This window comes from Aedoeadaptatus ivorii, assembly GCF_900638585.1.
In the GTDB taxonomy this organism is placed as follows: domain Bacteria; phylum Bacillota; class Clostridia; order Tissierellales; family Peptoniphilaceae; genus Aedoeadaptatus; species Aedoeadaptatus ivorii.
This window is the reverse complement of record NZ_LR134523.1, coordinates 674,808-691,500: the sequence shown is the minus strand read 5'-3', so window position 1 is coordinate 691,500 and position 16,693 is coordinate 674,808. Positions and strand designations below refer to the sequence as shown.

Genomic DNA, 16,693 nt, shown 5'->3' with positions numbered 1-16,693 from the left:
TTTTCCCTCGCCGCCTTAGACAAAACAAAAAGACCCGAAGAAAAATCCTTCGAGTCTTTGTCGCGATTACTTGCGAACGACATTGTATTTCTTTTCCAGGGCATTGACCTTGTTCAAATACAGTTCTTGTTGTTTTCTGCGCATCAATTCCATGCGAATATCGTCGCGGGCATCGTCGAAACTGCGCTCTTGTTCTTCGTTGCCCTCGACGCGCTTAATAATGTGGTAACCGAATTGGGTCTTGACGGGTTCGGAAATCTCTCCATCTTTCATCGAGAACACCTTTTCGTCGAATTCCGGCACCATTTGACCGCGGCCGAAGCTGCCCAGATCTCCGCCACGCTCTTTCGACGGGCAGATGGATTTTTCTTTGGCAAGTTCCTCGAAATCCGCGCCGCCTTTGATCGCTTCTGCGATTTCTTTGGCCTCGTCTTCTCCTTCGACGAGGATATGGGACGCGCGAACGGAGGCGGGCTGTTTGAAGAACTGCTTGTTCTTCTCGTAGAAGTCGATGGCTTCGGCTTCGTCGATCTGTGCCCCTTCGATGGTCTTGGAGAAGTTATAGGACTTTAACAGAGATTTCTTGGTGTCTGCCAATACCTTTTGAAATTCTTCTTCTTCGTCCATTTTCGTATCCAGGGCATCTTTTAATAAGAGCTCTTGGCGGATCAATTCGTCGAGAATGTGTTTCTTTCCCTCTTCCCCTTGAAATTGGATTGCCATTTGGGGATTCATACTTTGTAGATAGGCGTCGACATCGGATTCGTGGATATCTACATTGTCGATGCTCGCCAGTACTTTATTTTCTTCGGTCATTTTTTCCTCCTGTTTACTCATTCGCGGTATATGCTTAGAAATGCTCGGGTGTATCGCCGCAGATTTCATACTTTGTAATCATATCAATTGGAGAAAACGCAGTCAAGAAGTCGGATATTTTCAACTCGTATCGCCCTATGGTATAATAGTTCACATTATATCGGAAAAGGTCCGATATAAAATAAAAGGGAGAACAAATTACAGCGCCAGCACCCTTCGGGTGGACGAGGAATGAAGTGATCGAGTTATCGGCGGATGCTTCATAGGTCTGCAACCTCAGTGTCGTACAAAACGCGGAGCAATTCGCGCACAAAATCGACACAGCAGCTCCCTGAATTTTAGGAGGAAAATATGTGTGGAATCGTGGCCTTTAACGGCTCGAAAAATGCACAGGAACGCATTATCAACGGATTGGAAAAATTAGAATACCGCGGATACGACAGCGCGGGGATCGCCGTCATCGAAGACAAAAAGCTGCGCATCGCCAAGGCGGCAGGGCGACTCGAGGCACTCGAAGAGAAGCTCGAAGCAGAACCCCTCGGCGGTACGACGGGCATCGGACATACCCGTTGGGCGACCCACGGGGTGCCCAGCGAAGAAAATGCCCACCCCCATATCAGCACCTATCAACGCGTGGCGGTGGTACACAACGGCATTATCGAAAACTACCAAAGCCTGAAAAATAGCCTTTTAGAGGCCGGCTATACCTTCTATTCCGATACGGATACGGAGGTCGTCGCGAATCTGATCGAATCCAAACTCGACGGCAATTTGGAAGAGGCCGTGGCAGAAGCTGTCAAAGCGCTCCGCGGCACCTTCAGTCTCGCGGTGCTCTCGCCCGAGGACCCCGACAAACTCGTCGTCACGCGACGCGAATCGCCCCTGATCCTGGGTATCGCAGAGGACGGCGTCTTTGCCGCATCGGATGTACCCGCGCTCTTGGACTACACGCGCGATGTCATCTACTTGGAAAACGACGAACTGGTCGTGATCCAAGACGGCCGATACGAAATCTTTAAGGACGGACAGCCCGTCACAAAAGAAATCACCACCGTCGAGTGGAGCCCCGAAAGTGCCGGCAAGGAAGGCTTCGAGCACTATATGATGAAGGAAATCCACGAACAGCCCAAGGCGCTGGAAGACTGCCTGCGCCGCAAGGTGACCGACGGATTTATCGACCTGGGCGAACAATCCTTTACCAAAGAAGAGATCGAGTCCTTCGACCATATCTATATGTCCGCCTGCGGCACCGCTTTTCACGCCTGCCAAGTCGGAAAACGCGCATTGGAGGACGCCTTACAACAAGAAATCACGGCACAGATCGCCTCGGAATTCCGCTACGACATGCCGTTCTTGAACGAAAAGAGTCTCTTGATCGTCGTAAGCCAATCCGGCGAAACCGGCGACACCCTGGCGGTGCTCCGCGAGGCAAAACTCCGGGGCGCCAAAGTCCTCTCCGTCACCAATGTGGTGGGCTCGAGCGTGGACCGCGAAAGCGACAAGGTCATCTACTGCGACGCGGGTCCAGAAATCTCCGTCGCCAGTACGAAGGCCTATTCCACCCAGCTCTTGAGCTTGTATCTGTTGGCTTTGGACTTCGGCCATAAACTCGGCACCTACGACCGTGACGCCGTCAAGCTCGCCATCGAAGAACTCAGCGAAGTACCCGCGCAAATCGAGACATTCTTGCAAGATACCGACGCGCTGGACGACATCGCAAAGCGCCTCGCCAAGCACGATGCGGTCTTCTATCTCGGCCGCGGCATCGACTATTTGAGCGCCAAGGAAGGGGCTCTGAAACTCAAAGAGATCTCCTATATCCACGCGCAATCCATGCCGGCGGGCGAGCTGAAACACGGAAGCATCGCCCTTATCGAAGAAAATCTGCCGGTGGTTACCCTGATTACCCAATCCGAATTGGTGGAAAAGAGCATTTCGAACATCAAGGAAGTGAAGGCGCGGGGCGCCTATACCATCGTCATCACCGACGAAGTCGCCGGCATGATCGACGAGGTCGCCGATGCCACCGTGCGCATCCCCTCGATCTCGGATCTCTATGCGCCCATACTCGCGGTACTGCCGCAACAGATCCTCGCCTATAAGGTCAGCGTTCTGTTGGGCAACGACGTGGACAAGCCGAGGAACTTGGCAAAATCCGTCACCGTCGAATAAATCCGTATCGACACACAAAAAAACGGTACGAACCGAAATGGGTTCGTACCGTTTTTGCGTGCTCATTGTTTTGTCGTGACGAAATTATAGAATCGCTCGCCCAGGACGACGCCCTGTTCGCGGCTCGCACTGGTGCGGGGACGGAAGGTGCCGTCTTCGTAGCCTTCCATCAAACCGATGCTTTGCAGCGTATACACCGGCTCTACGGCAAAATCGCGAATTTTTTCGTGATCGGCGTATGTCTTGGTATTGCTCTTATCGGCTTCGATGTCGAAGGTATGCAAGAACCGCGCCAAAATGGTCGCCATTTCCTGCCGATTGATCTTGGCTTCGGGATCGAAGTGCTTATAGCCTACGCCCTGTACCAGGCCCAAGCGGGTGGCGACGATCACAGAGGGGTTCTTCGTGTCGACGTAAGGGCTATCTCCCGCCACCAAGTGTACGCGGTTTGCCTTTTCGTACACCCGCACGATTACCTCGGTAAATTCTTCCCGGGTAATGTCGCGTTTCATGTCCGAACGGACGGCGGGGGGAATAAATCCGTGTTCCCCGGCGGCGGAAAGCTCTTCCATGGACCATTGGCTGGAGTTGGAGAAGCTCGGACGATAGCCGACCGCCACCGCATTGCTGTATTCGCTGCGCAAGTCGCCTTTTGCGTAGCGCACGCGGAAGCTATAGAGCTTGCGGGTCACCTTGACGTCTTTTAGATGGGCGAAGGCCTCGGGGGGAATGCTGATGCTTACGCCGTCGGCCGTGGCCGCGCTGATCTCTCCCCGATAGACAATCCCCGATTTGGAGGACCAGGGTTCGTAATCGACCTTACCGTCGATCTCAAACTGTACGGTTTCTCCCTTCGCCAGAATTTCCTTTACCCACGCCGGATTCTGCCAGGACATGGTGAAGCGATTGTAATTTCCGCTTTCGTCTTTTTCGAGCCGCAACGAAACGTATTGCGGCTTTTCTACTTCTGCGGCGAAAGCCGTGCTCGAAGAGAACACTGCGCCGAATACCAGAAGCAGAACCAATAGTTTCTGAAATGTATTTTTCAATGGTATGCATCCTTTCTATGCCACAAGAGACTATAGCAAATCGGAACACAAAGAAAAAGATCCGCCGGAGATTTGTAACGGAATTGTCACCTTTTAGAAATCTCATTGCAATCCAAGGGAACGATCTGTAGATTTTGAACGGATATGTCGAAAAATCGCCGAATATCTCCGGCCACCGCGCAGAGAATCAAGCGGATAATGCCGTCGTGGCTTACGTACAAATGGCCTTCTTCTGCCGCTTGCAAAAACGCTTCGGCGCGCACCATTGCGTCTTTTAGGCTCTCTCCCCTCGGCGGTGCATTGGAGAAAGGGTCGTCGATCCAGGGGTCGAGGGCGGCGCCGTATTGGTCATAGGCATCGGAAAAACGGCGCCCTTCCAATACGCCCATAGAGACCTCCCGGAGCAACGGCTCTTCGTCGATCCTCGCGATCGTATCGGGCTTTACGATCGCGGCGGTCTGCATTGCGCGCAGATACGGACTCGCTGCGATGCCCACAGGATCGATCTGCGCGACGACGGCCTTTGCCTCGGAAAATGCCGCCGGTTCGAACAAAAGCGGTTCTTCGGCAGAACCGTAGTATTTTTCGAGATTGGCGCGGGTGCGCCCGTGGCGCATCAGATAGATGGTCTTCGTCATCGCATAAGACCGTAGACGAGGACTAGGCCGCACTCGCAGACTTCCATCAGCGCGCCGTAGACGTCGCCGGTGAGTCCCCCGATCTTTTTTCGGCTCCAACGGGAAATCGCACAGGCGATGGCGATGCCGATCAGGGGAAAGTACAGGAATCGTACGCCTTCGGTCGCGATCAAGAGAGCCGCCAATAGCGTCCACTGCACAAAATATACGCCTCGATTTGCATGCCGGCGAAAGAAATGGCCCAACCCTTTGGGACGCGCCGCCGGAAACCACACCATGCCCGTCAACATCCCCATGCGCGCCACCGCGGCGATCAGACCCAAGATGTGAGGCGTAAACAATACCCCGGAAAGGGCGGCGTACTTTCCGCCGAGGAGCAAGACCAAGGCGACGGCGCCGAAGCTGCCGATATGGGCGTCTTTCATAATCTTTCGGGTCGACTCGGGATCCCGATTCGCCAAAAATCCGTCCGCCGTATCCATAAGCCCTTCCAGATGCATGCCGCCCGAGAGGGCCACCCAGGCGAGGAGCGCCAGAAAGGCGGCGATCTGCGGATTTTTGTAATAGAACGCTTGTTGCATCAAGCCCACCAGCGCGCCGATTCCGTAGGAGATCCAAGGGAACCAGAACAGACTCCGACCCGCCGATTGTGCCGTAAAGGGCACTTCGACGGGAATCGGTATGCGCGTCAGAAACTGTATGGCGAGGATCAGTCCGCGCATTTGATCGCAACCGCAATCCCCGATACGAGCCAGTATACGGCGTCGCTTTGTTTCGCGATCCATTGATTTACCCTCCCCTGACAATCCCTGAAGGCACGGGAAACGGGATCCATTGGTACGATACCCATTCCCACCTCATTGCTCACACAGTACAGATCGGTCCCCGCCGCCCGCGCGGCATCAATCCACCCTTCGAGTCGGGCGATCACGCGGCGCGTCGTCTCCATTTCCACGTCTCCTTCGTCGACCTCCTGCGAGACGAGATAGAGTTCGCGGGAGAGCAAGAGCGTCACGCAGTCCAGTAGGACGGCGTCGTAGTTTCGGATTTCAGCGGGATCGGGAAGCGACTCCGCCGTATCCCAGTTCTCGGGGCGCCGCTTTCTGTGTTCTTCCACCCGCCTGCGCATCTCCTCGTCGGTGATCTCTGCGGTGGCGATATACAATACCCGGTCGTAGGCGCGGCATTTCTCTTCGGCAAAGCGACTTTTTCCGCTCCGCGCGCCGCCGGTCACCAGCGCGATCACGGCGTATCCTTTCGAAGGCTCACCAATACCGCCGGGTCGATCTGATTGGCTTCGAAGGACCCCATAGACTCCATACAGGCTATGGCGGATTCCAAAAGCGAGAAAAAGAGCGGACAGCCGCTCCCCTCGCCCAGGCGCATATGCAGATCGAGGGGCGGCGTAATATCCAGGACGCGGTAGAGCACCGATGCGGCGAGCTCCGCGCTCCTATGCGACGGAAAGATATAGCCCTTCGCCAAAGGCTCCATTTGGATCGCGAGATAGGCGGCGACCCCCGAAATCAGGCCGTCGCAGACGACAGGCACGCGGTGGTAGGCGCCGGCGAGAAAGACGCCCGCGAGTGCCGCGATATCCAACCCGCCGGATTTGGCGAGGATGTCGATCGCATCTTCGCATCCGTCGAGACGCGCCTTCGCCCGGCACACCGCCCGCACTTTTTTCTGCCACTGCGCGTCGGTAATCCCCGCGCCGTAGCCGACACACGCCTCGGGTGCCTCGCCGCTTAAAATATATAAGAGTGCCGACGCGGTAGTAGTGTTTCCGATCCCCAACTCGCCGGTACCGAGGATGTCGGCCCCGTCCTCGATCTCCGCCTCGGCATAGCGGATGCCGACGCCAATCGCCTGCACCGCTTCTTCTCTCGTCATGGCGTCTTCTGTGGCGATATTGCCGGTCCCCGCGCGCACCGACGCGTCGCAAATACCGGCCTCGCGCTCGATGCCTTTTTCCATACCCACGTCGATCACGACGACCTTCGCCCCGTTGTGCTTCGCCAAGGCGCAGACGCCGGTTTCTCCGCGCGCCATGGCATTGGCCAATAGCTGCGTAAAGACCGGTGGCGAGGAGCTCACGTCTTCTTTTACCACCCCGTTGTCGGCACACATCACGAGGATCGATTTTTTTCGAATGCGGGGGATCTTCCGCCGCTGTATGCCCGCCAGTCGAATGGAATATTCTTCCAACGCGCCCAAAGAACCCACCGGATGGGTACGGCTGTCCCAGTGTGCGCGGCCGCTGTTTTCAAAATCGACATCCGTTTCGGATATGCCTTGTATGTATTTATCGAGTTCCACCGTCTCGCCTCCTCGCGATCTCTTCGCGTAATTTTTCGTTGATATAGTCGTAGCACTTCGGCACGTGGGGAATCGTACACCCCGAGCAGTCCTTCACGCCGTTCGTGTAGACGAATCGGCCACCGCAGTCTTCGCCCATTAAATACAGCGGGCAATAACAAAACAAACAGTTAAACGGTCCTTCAAGCCTATGGCAGGGAAAATATTGACAGTCTGTATTGGTAAAAAATCGATACGAATTATCCACGCCTATCCCCCTCTGCAATCTTTAGCATCTCTTCAAAATCGTATCCGCTTTCCACTTCGGTCTCGATCACCAAAGTCCGCATGCCGCAATCCGCAGCCGCACGCATTTTATCGCAAAATCCCGAGCCCTCGCCGCTGTTTTTTGTCACCAGATACGCGGGGCGATAGTGGCGAAACAAAGCGACGTTCATCTCGTAGTCAAAGGGCCCCAACATCGCGACGATATCCGCCGTTTCGACGCCGCAGGCCTTGAGTTTATGCAGGCTTTCTTCCGACGGGATAATGCGATAGACGAATCGATTTTCTCCGCGCACCGCCTGAAAGCGCGCCGCCTCGTTGGAGCCGGTGGTAAAAAAAACCGTTCCCGTCATTTCCTTTAGCGCCCGGGCACAGTCCGCATAGGACGAAAAGCGCATATCGCCGAATCCGTCCACGCGAGGCCGCACATAGCGATAGTACGAAATCCCCGCCGCCGCTGCCGCCCGTTTCGCCGTGTGGGTGGCCACTTTGGCAAAAGGATGGGTGAAATCCAGCACCGCCTCGATCTGCGCATCGGCAATGAACCGGCACATATCCGCTTCGGAAAGCCGGCCCACGCGCACATCAATGTCCGCGGGCAAAAACTCCGTCCCTTCCTCCGTCGCGACGGTGACGACGAGATCGCGGTTTTTGGTCTTGCGCACAAATCGCGAGGCATCGGCGGTGCCGCCCAGGATCCAGACCTTCATAGATCATACCCCCGCGGTGTGATCATCTTTCCGCCCTCAATATACGTACGACAGTTTCCAACAATCACTATGGTGTTCATATCCACCGATTCGATATCCACCGCATCCATCGTACTGATGTGAATTTCTTCGCCCTCTCGCCAGGCGTTTTTGACCACCGCCACCGGGCGATCCGGGCCGTAACCTTCTTCTTTCATAATCGAAAAGGCGTGTGACAAATAGCCCGCGCGCCCCTTGGAGCGTGGATTGTATAGGCTGATCACAAAATCCGCGGCCGCGGCATAGCGAATCCGCTTTTCGATCACGGAAAGAGGTGTCATCAAATCCGACAGACTGATCGTCGCCGTATCGTGCATCAGCGGCGCGCCGACCCGAGACGCCGCGGCAAAATTTGCGCTGACGCCCGGTATGATTTCGACCTCGATATCCGTTTCCGCGGCGATCTCGAGAATGGGGCCCGCCATGCCATATAGCCCCGCATCGCCGGTGGAGACGATGGCGGTGGTGCGGCCGGAAGACGCCGATTCCACCGCCATTTTACAGCGCTCGATCTCCGACTTCATGCCGGTGGAGAGCAAGGTCTTGTTCTCGATCAAGTGGCGAATATAGCCCAGATACGGCGTATATCCCACCACCACCTCGCTCTCCTCGAGCGCCTGTCGCATGCGGTCGGTAAATAGCGCCGATCCGCCGGGGCCAATGCCGATTACATAGAGTTTTTTCACTTTTCCTCCCTCGTTACGGAAAGGGTAAAGCCTCTTTCCGCGATCTTTTCTGCCAACAATTCACTGCCACCCATTAGTGCGGCGGAGCAAGACACATTGCCGACGCCGACGGTTCTTTTTACGAAGTCGCTTTCGCTACATCGACACGCATTTTGCGAAAGTTGCGCGGCGCTATACCCATACAAAGAAACGCCCAATTCTTCGCACACGGCGACGATGGACGGCTCCTTTCGCTTTATATCTATAGTATGCACGGCGCGAATCGCCCGCCGATCCAAACCGAGCACGTCTAAAGTATTTTCTAATAGCCGCATCAAATCCGCCTCCGTCGTTCCCTTTTTGGAACCCACGCCGAGATGCACGCAACGCGGCACGAGTTTCAGAGCATGTTCCGGGGAAAGATCGCGTTCGGAGACCACCACACCCCCGGGCCGGTCCGCCTCCTCGGGCGTTCTAACGCGGATCAAATGCGGATACTGCGGCCCCGCATCTCGCTCGGAATACCAATATATCGCCTCCCCCGCCACCATGCGCGCCGCGATCCATCGCATGGCCGCCATATCGTCGATCACGTACCCTCGCTTTTGGGCAAAGAGATCCGGCGCTTCGTAGCCGAGCACATCCGATGCGGTGGTGAGCACCGCCTCCGCGCTCAATCGCTCCGCCAGCTCCTTTGCCAGGGCGTTGGCGCCGCCCAAATGCCCGCTTAGAATCGGAATGACGTAGCGTCCCGCCGGATCGATGACGACGACGGCGGGATCGGTACGCTTATCGGCAAGCCACGGCGCGATATAGCGAACGGCAATCCCCGCCGCGCCGATAAACACCAGCGCCTCCGCCGCCCGAAACAGCGCGCCGAAACTGTTCCGATCGGGGCTATTGCCGAACGCCTTTCCGTAGGGCGCGAAATCGGCGAGATGTTTTTTCGCCAGTTGCGCCGCGCCCGGCGAAAAACAGAGGACCGCCTTCACCGCTTGGCCTTTCTGTATTCGGTGGAAAAACCGGGATCGTAGAGCTTGCTATTCTCATACCGGTCGCCCAAGAAATCGCCGACGAGGATCAGCGCATGCTTTCGAATGCCGGCGCCTTCCATATCCTTTGCGATCGTCCCGACCGTCGAGCAAACGACCCGCTCGTCCTCCCAGCTCGCCCGATATACGACGGCGACGGGAGTTTCGGCCGCGTAGGACTGCGCCAATTCCCGCGCTACATTTTCAATCTGTCCGGCGGAAAGAAAAATCGCCATCGACGCCTTATGCGCCGCCAGCGCCTCTATGGATTCTCCTTCGGGCACGGAGGTGCGGCCGGCGCGGCGGGTGAGGATCACGGTCTGGCTTACGCCCGGGAGCGTGTATTCCCGCTTCAGGACGGCGGCCGCCGCCGAAAACGAGCTCACGCCGGGAATCACCTCGTAGGGGATATTCGCTTCCGCGAGAGGATCCATCTGTTCGCGAATGGCCCCGTACACCGAGGGGTCGCCGGTGTGAAGGCGCACCACGGATTTGCCCGCCCGGTGGCGAGAGACCATACACGCCAACACCTCGTCTAAATCCATGTAAGCGCTGTTTAAGATCTCTGCGTCGGATTTGGCGTAGGCGAGATGCCCCTCGTGTACGAGGCTTCCGGCATAGATAATCACATCCGCCGATTCGATGCGTTGTCGTCCCTTGATCGTAATCAAATCCGGATCTCCGGGTCCGGCCCCCACAAATGAAATCATGGTTTTTGTCCTTTCACCATAAATACGCCGTTTTCGGCGCGCAGCATGCCGAATCGGTCCTCCCGGGATACGGCGATATACCGAAACGTCCACAGATAGCCGCGTGCTTTCAGAAACTCCCGAAAACGCACCGCATTCGCGGGCGTCACGAAATTGCCGCACACGATGCCGCCGCTCGTTAAATGCCCGTGGCAGTATCCCAGGATATCGTCCAAACGTCCCTTGCTCCCGCCGATGAAAATGCGGTCGTATGCCGTTTCGGAGAGCACATCCGGCGCCTTCCCCGCCAGAATGTCGATGGACACGTCGAAGGCCTTCGCGTTTTCTACGATCAGGCCCAGTGCCTCCGGGTGGCATTCGCAGGCATCTACCGTACAGCCGGAGGCCGCCGCAGCCACCGATATGGAACCGGTGCCCGCGCCGATGTCCAAAAATCGCTGCCCCGGCACGAGTTCGAGGGCCGCTACGGTAAGTATGCGCACTTCCGCCTTGGTCATGGGCACCGCCCCCCGCATAAAGTTATCGTCGTCCGTCCACTTCAATTTCAATCACCGCCAATGCCAAATCCGCATCCACCGCCATCGCATCGCCGATCGATGCGCGCACAATGCGCTCATCGGGATACGAGGCTCGGCTGATCGCCGTCATCTTTCCCCGCACGCCGCGCGCATAGAGTTCGAAGGAAAGCCGCTCTGCGCTGTATTTACGGTCCAAAAGGATCGCCACCGGTCCCGACCCCGCGACGGCATCGAGGTCTGCGTCTCTACCGTGAAACGACAGAAAGCGCGCCCCTTCCCACGGAATCTGTAACTTAGAGAAGGCGTACTGCACGCTGCTGATGCCCGGAAGAATCCGGTCCAGGCGAATGCCGCGTGCCTGTAGGGTCTTGGCAAATCCGAAAAACAGTGCATCGCCACTTACGAGCACGGCTACATCCGTATCCCCAGCCTCTCGAATGCGCGCCAGCATCTCGTCCACACTGGTCACTGCCTCCACATCCCTACGCAGGTCGCGGATTGATTCCGCCACCCGGGGAAAGGCAAGCAGGCTAGGCGCGCGGCGAATTTCTTCCGCCGCCTCTAAGGTCAGATACCGAATGTCGCCGGGACCGGCACCGATCATCGTAAGCATTTATGCCTCCATTGTGTAAATCTTCGCCGATACGGCGATTGCATCGTCTTGCAGAAACCGTGGCACCCGCGCTTCGATTCCCGCCTCCATATGTTGCAAAATATCGCCATTGCCCGCCTTTCGGCAGATGGCATAAGCGCCGTCCGCCGTGGTTTCCGCTTCCACCGCCGCAAACAGGCGCGCATTCGCCCCCATCTTCGCGAGATAATAGACGAAGGCCTCCATGCGGCAGTCGCTCACCGCCGAGTGGGTGTTCCATATGCCCAAGGAGAGCTTGGATAGCTTGCCCACATGGCCGAGGATTTGGATCGCGCGAAATCCGTAGTCTCGCGCCAAAACCAGCGCGTCGCCGAAATAATTCGACACCTGCACCGCCGGCAGATCGGGAAAATGCGTAGCAGCGTATTGCACGCCGTAATTTCCGGGGGTGAGAAGCACCGCACGTGCGTCCTCTTCGGAAAGCGCCCGTAATTCCATGTCGACGGTGGCGATATAGGCGTCCTTGCTCATGGGCCGTACGATCCCCGTTGTGCCGAGGATCGAGAGACCGCCCGTTATGCCGAGTTTGGGATTGAACGTCTTTTTTGCCACTTCCTCGCCCCGGGGGATGTCGATCTGCAGGGAAATGCCGTCTTTTCGGTTGTCTTCCAAAAGCCGTAGAATCTCCCCTTTGGGCACGGGATTGATCGCTAGTTCTCCCACCGCACCGAACAGGCCCGGCTTGGTAAGGGTGCCGACCCCCGTTCCCTTTCGAATACGCACATCTCCGGTGTGATCGCGCCGTATGGTACACAGAATCTCGATGCCGTCGGTGACATCCGGATCGTCTCCAGCGTCTTTGATCACCAAATAGGTGGCACTCGTCCCATCGCGCGCCACTTCTTTTACCGGGATCTCTATGCGCATGCCCGCCGGTACGTCGATGGCGATACGGTGTTGGGCGCGGTCTTCGTCTATGGCGCGGATTGCCGCCGCGGCCGCCGCCACCACGCAGCTTCCGGTGGTATAGCCAGGCCGCATATGTTTTCCGTCGACGATGACGTCTTTCATCGATACCCCATTTCGTAGAGGAGGCCGTTGATCACCGACGCCGCCACATTGGAGCCGCCCTTGGTGCCTTCTGTGCGCAAATGCGGCACGTCGTATGCCGCTATCGCCGCTTTGGATTCGGCCGCCCCCACAAAGCCGACCACGGTGGCGACCACAAAACTCGGCGCGACCCGCTTCGCGTCGATACATTCGAGCAGGCGAAAAAGTGCCGTCGGCGCATTGCCGAACACAAAGGCCGTCGCACCGCGCTCGATCGCCTTTTCCAGAGCGACGATGCTGCGGGTGGTGCCCCGCGCCTCGGCTTCTTCCGCCACTTCCGCCTCGGCGATGGGGGTAATCAGCGTGCAGCCGCTTTTCGCCAGCGCCTTTTTGTTGATGCCGCTTCTTACCATATTCGTATCGGTATAGATCTTCGCGCCGGATGCGATGGCCTCTTTTGCCGCCGAAAAAAAATCGCTCCGTATGCGGATAATCTTACGATACTCCGGATCTCCTGTCGTGTGGATCATGCGTCGCACCAGGGGCAATTCCTCCGCCGAAAAATTCACGTCGCGCAAATAGCTGTCGATGATATCCATGGAGCGATTTTCGATCGCCATGGGTTTTTTTTCATACATCCGCCACACTCCTTTCAAATTCGCGCCAAACCGCCATAAACCGCGTATTCTCCTCCGCCGTACGGACGGCAATCCGCATATAGCGATCGGCGAGCACACCCCCCGCCGGGTAAATGCGGAGCAATATGTGCCGCTCGAGAAAAAATTGAAAACAACGCTTCGCAACCGGTGCTTGGAGGCGAATCAAGAGAAAATTGGCTTCGGAAGGGTACGCCTCGGCAATCTTCGATTTTTGAAAACAGGTCGCCAATCTTTCGCGCTCTCTCTGCACATACGCCCGCGTCCGCTCCCCATATGCGTCCAGCGACTTGAGCCACAGCCCCGCTTCCTCTGCGAGCACATTGACCGTCCAGGGGAGCTGCCGCGCGAGATAGCGCTTTCGAATGCCCGCGGGCAGTATACCGTAGCCCAGGCGAATACCGGGTAAGGCGAAAAACTTCGTCGCCGCGCGCACGGTAATCAATCGGTCCTTTTCGTCGTAAAAGGAGCATTCCTCAGAGGGAGGCCGCACAAATTCCATAAAAGTCTCGTCGAGTAAGAGGTGGCCCCCTTTTTCTACGACCGCGCGGTATATCGCCTCCCGCTCCGAATCCGATAGCGTGTATCCGGTGGGATTGTTGGGATCGGTCAGGATCGTCAGCGCATTTTCGGGCATCTTCTCGATAAATTCCGGTACACAAAGTCGAAAGGGCGGCGCCATTTCGAAGGTATATACGGCGATGCCGCGGCTTTTGGCAATCCGCGCGTATTCGTTAAAACACGGCGTCGCCAGATATATCCTCGGAAACAGGGCGATAGAGCCCGCGATAATCTCCATCGCGCCGTTTCCCGCCACCACCGCCTCGGGCGCACAGTGTAAGTATTCCGAAAGCGCGCGCCGTAAGCGGCGATAGGTGAAATCCGGATAGCGATCCGCCGCCGAAAGCGCGCGATGCATCGCCGCCTCTAGGCGCGGATCGATCCCCAGGGGATTGATATTGGCGCTGAAATCCGTCAGAAGCTCCGGATGTCCGCGCCCATATGTTTCGATATTTCCGCCGTGTTCCATGGTCTCTTCCTCCCGAGAATTAGACTCATATAGCAGCGACGTTCGGGGAGCTTTTCCGCATCCCCCGTCGCCTTCCAGCCCTTTGCCTCGATATTTTCCATATAGAGGGGAGCGTACCCTTCACGCCGCAGTCGCTCGAAGACGGACGCGGGATCGGTTGTCTTTAGTACCGCGACGGCGTCCGCCGTAAGGGGCGCATCGGGCAGGTGATCGGTCAGTAGAAAGGACTCGCCCGTTTCCACCAAAGACGCCGCCATCCCGTGGATTCCCGCCAAGAAGGCCGGGATTCCCGGGACCGATTCCACCGCCATATCGGCCATATCCGCGGCGGCCATGCCGTTAAAGAAGGTGGAGTAGACGGCGGCATCGCCCAATGTTAAAAACAGCGACGTCTCCCCGTCCTTTGTCTCCTCCAAAATGCGGTCCATCGCCGCCCGATACCGCGCTTCCATCGCCTCGCCCATGGGAAATTCCAAAAAGACCACCTTCTCGTCGTCGACAAATTCTCGCACGACTTCATAGGCGCGCGACTTGCCGCGGTTTTCGGGGATATAGATGTGATCCGCCTTTTGGAGCAGGCGAAGCGCTCGCAGCGTCAAGAGATCGGGCGCGCCGGGTCCGACGCCCACGCCGATGATCCGCTTCATCGCGCGCCCGCCTTGTCTTCCATCAACGCGCGGCACTTTTTCAAGAACATCTCCCGCACAAAGGCGTCGCACCCCAAGCCTCGCTCTCTATAAGAAACCCTATACCCCTTCCCTTCCAAAAAGGTCTTGTAGGAATCGTCGTCGCCAAAAATATCGTTCTTGGCGTGATCCCCCGCCACCAAAAGGAGGGGCACCAAGTGAACCGAATCGGCGCCGCTGCTTTTCAGCCACTGTAAGGCGTGCGCGCGGCCCAATTCGCCTTCCACCGTGGCGACGCCGTGCATACCGCCGGCCTCCGCCATGCATTCGTGGAGCCGCCGGTAGATCGCATCGGCCTCGTGCTCGCTTCCGTGCCCGATAAAGAGGGTCGGCGTCGTATAACTCTTTGTCGCATATTCCGCAAACGCGTACAGATCCGCTTCCCTGGAAAACAGCGCCTCGCCCACGAGGATCTCATCATGAATTCGCGTCAACTTTTCGTATTCCACCCCTTCGATCAAGTGCAGGGGTTGTATGCGAATCTCGTCCTCCGAAAAACCTTCTTTCCGGAGGCGCGCCGCCGCTTCCCGTTCGTTGTCGACCTTGCGACCGGTCTGCTTTTCGATGGCGCGAATCACCATGCGAGACGTAAACGCGGCGCGAACCGCCGCGTCGGGATGCGCGTCCCGAAGGGCGTCTATCACCGGGTTCAAATCCAATTCTTCCGCATCCCTATGGGTAGTGCCAAAGGATGCGATCAGCAGTGCTTGCTTCATATTCCCCTCACGATCCAATATAAAACATGGCCTATCAACATAAACAATAGACTCGAGCGCCACAGAAGTCCTACGGCGTTTACGATGTCATCTGTCGTCGGCGTCCTCACGGCTTCTCCGATATAGGGCTTTTCGACGTACTCGCCGAAATAATAGTGCCCGCCGCCCAGGCGGATCCCCAAAATACCCGCCGCCGCGCTTTCGGGATAGCCGGCATTGGGACTCAAATGGTTGCGGCCGTAGCGCTTTGCGCTCTTAAAGGCGCGTACCATGGCAAAACCCGATCCGGTGGAAATCGCCATCACGGCTACGGTTAGGCGCGCCGGAATCCAGTTCAGAATATCGTCGAGCTTCGCCGCCCCGTAGCCCGCGTCGCGGTACGTTTCGTTCCTATAGCCCACCATGGAATCCAGGGTGTTCGCCATCTTATAGGCCACAGCCCCCGCCGGGCCGAACAAAAACGCATAGAGCAGCGGGGCGATCACGCCGTCCGAGGTGTTCTCCGACACCGTCTCCACGACGGCACAGATCACTTCTTCGCGCTTGAGGGCGGCGGTTTCGCGCCCTACGATGCGAGAAAGCTGCCGGCGCGCCGCCTCGAGGGATTCCTCGAGGGCGCGATGCACCGCCATCGCCTCCTCGGCGAGATTCTTTGCCGCCAAAGAGGTATACAGCAAGTAGACGGATAGGATGCCGTCGAGCGGTGCCGGCAGAAGCAGCAGGAGAACTTGTACCAAAAAGAAAGCGCCGAAAACGGATCCAAACGCGGCGACGATCCCCGCCGTCCGCTGTCGATCCTGTGGCAATGCCGTGATTTTTTTGTATACAAATTCAATCCATCGGCCCATCCCCCGCACCGGGTGCACCATGCCTTCCGGATCGCCAAATACTATATCTAGTAGAAAAGCAATGAGAATATACATAAACTATCCTTTCACTGGTATAGTGTACCATGCTCCCCCATCGCTTACAATCCATTCGACCTTCTTTTGCCCTCTATTGCATAAAATTCCAAAAAAGAGATATAATATA

The 16,693-nt window shown here is 57.0% G+C and carries 20 protein-coding genes; 1 reads left to right on the top strand and 19 read right to left on the bottom strand.

Annotated elements, in window-relative coordinates:
- Positions 1-66: 66 nt before the first annotated feature.
- Positions 67-816: a peptidylprolyl isomerase gene (locus EL294_RS08110; protein WP_269471183.1), complete on the bottom strand. Its 750-nt coding sequence runs from the start codon at positions 814-816 to the stop codon at positions 67-69.
- Between the two features lie 351 nt (positions 817-1,167).
- Here EL294_RS08110 and glmS point away from each other — a divergent pair, with 351 nt between their 5' ends.
- A complete protein-coding gene (gene glmS / locus EL294_RS03445; protein WP_126465260.1) occupies positions 1,168-2,988 on the top strand; it encodes a glutamine--fructose-6-phosphate transaminase (isomerizing) in 1,821 nt (606 codons plus the stop codon).
- A gap of 62 nt (positions 2,989-3,050) precedes the next feature.
- On the opposite strand, the gene EL294_RS03440 is transcribed toward glmS, so the two are convergent.
- The 18 genes from EL294_RS03440 to cbiB all read right to left on the bottom strand — a co-directional run bounded on the left by EL294_RS03440 (position 3,051) and on the right by cbiB (position 16,584).
- Complete coding sequence (locus EL294_RS03440; RefSeq protein WP_126465258.1) at positions 3,051-4,037, bottom strand: S-layer homology domain-containing protein; 987 nt, start codon at positions 4,035-4,037, stop codon at positions 3,051-3,053.
- A gap of 86 nt (positions 4,038-4,123) precedes the next feature.
- Complete coding sequence (locus EL294_RS03435; protein WP_126465256.1) at positions 4,124-4,675, bottom strand: histidine phosphatase family protein; 552 nt, start codon at positions 4,673-4,675, stop codon at positions 4,124-4,126.
- Positions 4,672-5,460: an adenosylcobinamide-GDP ribazoletransferase gene (cobS, locus tag EL294_RS03430; RefSeq protein WP_126465254.1), complete on the bottom strand. Its 789-nt coding sequence runs from the start codon at positions 5,458-5,460 to the stop codon at positions 4,672-4,674. The genes EL294_RS03435 and cobS overlap by 4 nt, the downstream gene beginning before the upstream one ends.
- On the bottom strand, positions 5,385-5,921 hold the full coding sequence (gene cobU, locus EL294_RS03425) for a bifunctional adenosylcobinamide kinase/adenosylcobinamide-phosphate guanylyltransferase (RefSeq protein WP_126465252.1): 537 nt from the start codon (positions 5,919-5,921) through the stop codon (positions 5,385-5,387). The genes cobS and cobU overlap by 76 nt, the downstream gene beginning before the upstream one ends.
- Complete coding sequence (gene cobT / locus EL294_RS03420) at positions 5,918-6,994, bottom strand: nicotinate-nucleotide--dimethylbenzimidazole phosphoribosyltransferase (protein ID WP_164715207.1); 1,077 nt, start codon at positions 6,992-6,994, stop codon at positions 5,918-5,920. The genes cobU and cobT overlap by 4 nt, the downstream gene beginning before the upstream one ends.
- The gene (locus EL294_RS03415; RefSeq protein ID WP_126465249.1) at positions 6,981-7,241 is read right to left on the bottom strand and encodes a cysteine-rich small domain-containing protein; all 261 of its coding nucleotides are present in this window, start codon (positions 7,239-7,241) and stop codon (positions 6,981-6,983) included. Before EL294_RS03415 ends, cobT begins: the two co-directional genes overlap by 14 nt.
- Positions 7,234-7,968, bottom strand: coding sequence for a precorrin-6A reductase (cobK, locus tag EL294_RS03410; RefSeq protein ID WP_126465247.1), 735 nt, complete (start codon positions 7,966-7,968; stop codon positions 7,234-7,236). The genes EL294_RS03415 and cobK overlap by 8 nt, the downstream gene beginning before the upstream one ends.
- Positions 7,965-8,693, bottom strand: a complete 729-nt coding sequence (gene cobJ / locus EL294_RS03405; protein WP_126465245.1) for a precorrin-3B C(17)-methyltransferase — start codon at positions 8,691-8,693, stop codon at positions 7,965-7,967. The genes cobK and cobJ overlap by 4 nt, the downstream gene beginning before the upstream one ends.
- Entirely contained in the window at positions 8,690-9,664 is a 975-nt protein-coding gene (locus EL294_RS03400; protein WP_126465243.1) for a cobalt-precorrin 5A hydrolase, read from the bottom strand. The genes cobJ and EL294_RS03400 overlap by 4 nt, the downstream gene beginning before the upstream one ends.
- Positions 9,661-10,413: a precorrin-4 C(11)-methyltransferase gene (gene cobM / locus EL294_RS03395; RefSeq protein WP_126465242.1), complete on the bottom strand. Its 753-nt coding sequence runs from the start codon at positions 10,411-10,413 to the stop codon at positions 9,661-9,663. The genes EL294_RS03400 and cobM overlap by 4 nt, the downstream gene beginning before the upstream one ends.
- Positions 10,410-10,955, bottom strand: coding sequence for a precorrin-6Y C5,15-methyltransferase (decarboxylating) subunit CbiT (cbiT, locus tag EL294_RS03390; protein ID WP_126465240.1), 546 nt, complete (start codon positions 10,953-10,955; stop codon positions 10,410-10,412). The genes cobM and cbiT overlap by 4 nt, the downstream gene beginning before the upstream one ends.
- Complete coding sequence (cbiE, locus tag EL294_RS03385) at positions 10,933-11,544, bottom strand: precorrin-6y C5,15-methyltransferase (decarboxylating) subunit CbiE (protein ID WP_126465239.1); 612 nt, start codon at positions 11,542-11,544, stop codon at positions 10,933-10,935. Before cbiE ends, cbiT begins: the two co-directional genes overlap by 23 nt.
- Entirely contained in the window at positions 11,545-12,594 is a 1,050-nt protein-coding gene (cbiD, locus tag EL294_RS03380; RefSeq protein WP_126465236.1) for a cobalt-precorrin-5B (C(1))-methyltransferase CbiD, read from the bottom strand. It lies immediately after the preceding gene.
- The gene (locus EL294_RS03375) at positions 12,591-13,211 is read right to left on the bottom strand and encodes a precorrin-8X methylmutase (RefSeq protein ID WP_126465234.1); all 621 of its coding nucleotides are present in this window, start codon (positions 13,209-13,211) and stop codon (positions 12,591-12,593) included. Before EL294_RS03375 ends, cbiD begins: the two co-directional genes overlap by 4 nt.
- Positions 13,204-14,259, bottom strand: a complete 1,056-nt coding sequence (locus tag EL294_RS03370; protein ID WP_126465232.1) for a pyridoxal phosphate-dependent aminotransferase — start codon at positions 14,257-14,259, stop codon at positions 13,204-13,206. Before EL294_RS03370 ends, EL294_RS03375 begins: the two co-directional genes overlap by 8 nt.
- Positions 14,205-14,906 carry an SAM-dependent methyltransferase gene (locus tag EL294_RS03365; RefSeq protein ID WP_126465230.1) on the bottom strand — a complete coding sequence of 234 codons (702 nt, stop codon included), beginning with the start codon at positions 14,904-14,906 and terminating at the stop codon, positions 14,205-14,207. Before EL294_RS03365 ends, EL294_RS03370 begins: the two co-directional genes overlap by 55 nt.
- A complete protein-coding gene (locus tag EL294_RS03360; RefSeq protein WP_126465228.1) occupies positions 14,903-15,661 on the bottom strand; it encodes a sirohydrochlorin cobaltochelatase in 759 nt (252 codons plus the stop codon). Before EL294_RS03360 ends, EL294_RS03365 begins: the two co-directional genes overlap by 4 nt.
- Positions 15,658-16,584 carry an adenosylcobinamide-phosphate synthase CbiB gene (gene cbiB, locus EL294_RS03355; RefSeq protein WP_126465226.1) on the bottom strand — a complete coding sequence of 309 codons (927 nt, stop codon included), beginning with the start codon at positions 16,582-16,584 and terminating at the stop codon, positions 15,658-15,660. Before cbiB ends, EL294_RS03360 begins: the two co-directional genes overlap by 4 nt.
- Positions 16,585-16,693: the final 109 nt, after the last annotated feature.

Excerpts from the sequence above, each read along its gene's own strand:
- cobS (WP_126465254.1), bottom strand. The coding sequence starts at position 5,460 with ATGGATCGCGAAACAAAGCGACGCCGTATACTGGCTCGTATCGGGGAT.
- EL294_RS03365 (WP_126465230.1), bottom strand. The coding sequence starts at position 14,906 with ATGAAGCGGATCATCGGCGTGGGCGTCGGACCCGGCGCGCCCGATCTC.
- EL294_RS03360 (WP_126465228.1), bottom strand. The coding sequence starts at position 15,661 with ATGAAGCAAGCACTGCTGATCGCATCCTTTGGCACTACCCATAGGGAT.
- cobK (WP_126465247.1), bottom strand. The coding sequence starts at position 7,968 with ATGAAGGTCTGGATCCTGGGCGGCACCGCCGATGCCTCGCGATTTGTG.
- cbiB (WP_126465226.1), bottom strand. The coding sequence starts at position 16,584 with ATGTATATTCTCATTGCTTTTCTACTAGATATAGTATTTGGCGATCCG.
- cbiE (WP_126465239.1), bottom strand. The coding sequence starts at position 11,544 with ATGCTTACGATGATCGGTGCCGGTCCCGGCGACATTCGGTATCTGACC.
- cobM (WP_126465242.1), bottom strand. The coding sequence starts at position 10,413 with ATGATTTCATTTGTGGGGGCCGGACCCGGAGATCCGGATTTGATTACG.
- cbiD (WP_126465236.1), bottom strand. The coding sequence starts at position 12,594 with ATGAAAGACGTCATCGTCGACGGAAAACATATGCGGCCTGGCTATACC.
- EL294_RS03435 (WP_126465256.1), bottom strand. The coding sequence starts at position 4,675 with ATGACGAAGACCATCTATCTGATGCGCCACGGGCGCACCCGCGCCAAT.
- glmS (WP_126465260.1), top strand. The coding sequence starts at position 1,168 with ATGTGTGGAATCGTGGCCTTTAACGGCTCGAAAAATGCACAGGAACGC.
- EL294_RS08110 (WP_269471183.1), bottom strand. The coding sequence starts at position 816 with ATGACCGAAGAAAATAAAGTACTGGCGAGCATCGACAATGTAGATATC.
- EL294_RS03375 (WP_126465234.1), bottom strand. The coding sequence starts at position 13,211 with ATGTATGAAAAAAAACCCATGGCGATCGAAAATCGCTCCATGGATATC.
- EL294_RS03370 (WP_126465232.1), bottom strand. The coding sequence starts at position 14,259 with ATGGAACACGGCGGAAATATCGAAACATATGGGCGCGGACATCCGGAG.